The sequence below is a fragment of the Gemmatimonadales bacterium genome (genome assembly GCA_030697825.1).
Classification (GTDB): domain Bacteria; phylum Gemmatimonadota; class Gemmatimonadetes; order Gemmatimonadales; family JACORV01; genus JACORV01.
This window is the reverse complement of record JAUYOW010000013.1, coordinates 1-1717: the sequence shown is the minus strand read 5'-3', so window position 1 is coordinate 1717 and position 1717 is coordinate 1. Positions and strand designations below refer to the sequence as shown.

4 protein-coding genes are annotated in these 1717 nt (G+C 67.6%); all 4 read left to right on the top strand.

Annotation, left to right across the window (positions count from 1 at the left end; translation table 11 throughout):
* Nucleotides 1-299, top strand: a 299-nt coding sequence (locus Q8Q85_00590) for a hypothetical protein (GenBank protein ID MDP3772743.1), incomplete at its 5' end; no start/stop codon positions are given.
* 21 nt (nucleotides 300-320) lie between these two features.
* Nucleotides 321-962, top strand: a complete 642-nt coding sequence (locus Q8Q85_00585) for a hypothetical protein (GenBank protein ID MDP3772742.1) — start codon at nucleotides 321-323, stop codon at nucleotides 960-962.
* A gap of 79 nt (nucleotides 963-1041) precedes the next feature.
* Nucleotides 1042-1272: a hypothetical protein gene (locus tag Q8Q85_00580; GenBank protein MDP3772741.1), complete on the top strand. Its 231-nt coding sequence runs from the start codon at nucleotides 1042-1044 to the stop codon at nucleotides 1270-1272.
* Nucleotides 1263-1703, top strand: a complete 441-nt coding sequence (locus Q8Q85_00575; GenBank protein ID MDP3772740.1) for a PIN domain-containing protein — start codon at nucleotides 1263-1265, stop codon at nucleotides 1701-1703. Before Q8Q85_00580 ends, Q8Q85_00575 begins: the two co-directional genes overlap by 10 nt.
* Nucleotides 1704-1717 lie beyond the last annotated feature (14 nt).

Genomic DNA, 1717 nt, shown 5'->3' with positions numbered 1-1717 from the left:
CGGCGTCGGTCGGCTTCGACTGGAACGATGTGATGGGTCCGCTCGACAAGCTGGAAGAGGAAGTGCGCGAGGCGCGCGTGCATCCGGCCGAGGAAATCGGCGACGTGCTGTTCGCGGCGGTGAACGTGGCGCGAAAGGCGGGAGTGCACCCCGTCATCGCGCTGCGGGACGCGACGGCGAAGTTCGTTAGGCGATTCAACGCCGTCGAGAGCATGGCGGCTGAGCGCGGGGTCGAGTTGGGCCGGGTGGATCTGGAGGTGCTCGACGGGCTCTGGGATGAAGTCAAGAAAGGGGAGTGAAAGGGGGCTCTGTTTGCTGGCATGTTCCCGAGGGGCCTCGATGATGCAGTGATCCTTGGGGCGCTGCGCCGGGGGAGGTTCGCGGACCTGCCGGCAGAGGAGCTGGCTGATCTCCTCGGCCGATGTCTGTGGGACGTGTTCTCCAACAATCACGGAGTATTCACCGCCGACGGTGCCGTGGTGGACCTCGGCTCCTTCCGCGCCGCCGCCGGCTTGATCGCCGACTTTCGCGGGCAACGGTGGTCGCTCGAGCAATGCGCAGGCGATGCGTGGGACTACCTCGACTTCTACATGGGAACCCTTGGCGCCCGCCGCGAGTACGATCTATCCCCTTTCTACGACCTCGTGTTCTCCCGGATGCGTGGTGCCGGGCTGGACTGGCGGTACGCTCATCCGCGGTTGTTCCTGGTGGACTTTGGTGATCGTGACGACGACCTGAGGGACGACGAGCCGGCGGAGTTCCTCCATTACGATCCGAGCGGGAGTGTCGCGCGGGACGTGGAACGGAGGCAACGCGCCGCCGAGCTGGCTGATCTCAGGGAATCGCTCGATGACGCGTACCGGCGGTCAGTCGAGGAGTCGGGAGCCCATCCCCCTCCGGCGATCGTGCAGTCCTACCAGCGGATCTATGGGTATTGGCCCGTGGGATGGCCGCCGGCCTGAGCGAGCGGCCTGCCAAGTCCGTGGGATTGCGGCCTGCTGCGTGTTCCTCCATAATGGAGGCAATTGGGAGGACTCGGAAATGGCGACCCTGAACATCAAGAACCTGCCCGACCGGATCCATCGAAAGCTGCGGGCGCGCGCGGCGGCCCGGCACCGCTCGGTGGCTCAAGAGGTCACGCACATTCTGGCCGAGGCGCTGGATGCGGCCGAGCCGCTTTCCATCCTGGAGCTTCGTGGCCTCGGCAAAGAGCGCTGGGCCGGGAAGGACGCGGCGGCCCGAGTGGCCGAGGAGCGCCGTTCGTGGGATTGACGGCGGCACTCGGTAGCGGGCCGGTCGCGCTCGACACGGTTGCCTTTATCTACTTCATCGAGGAGCACGAGCGCTTCGTGCCGGTGGTCGCTCCTCTGTTCGTGGACGCGGCGCGCGGGCGGCGCCGCCTCGTGACCTCGGCGCTCACGCTGCTCGAGGTCCTCGTCGTGCCGTACCGGGCGGGCGATGTCGCCCTCGCCGAGCGATACGAGGCATTACTCACTCGCAGCCGTGGGCTCATGCTGGTCGGGATCGAGCGTGGGCAGCTGCGGGCCGCGGCGCAGCTGCGCGCGGCCTATGGGGTGCGGACCCCCGACGCGCTGCAGCTTGCCGCCGCGCTGGCCCACCGCTGTGGCGCCTTCGTCACCAACGACCGAAGGCTCCCGGCGATCCCGGGGCTTCGGGTGGTGCAGCTTTCCGACTACGCCTGAGCGCCTCGCTCTCA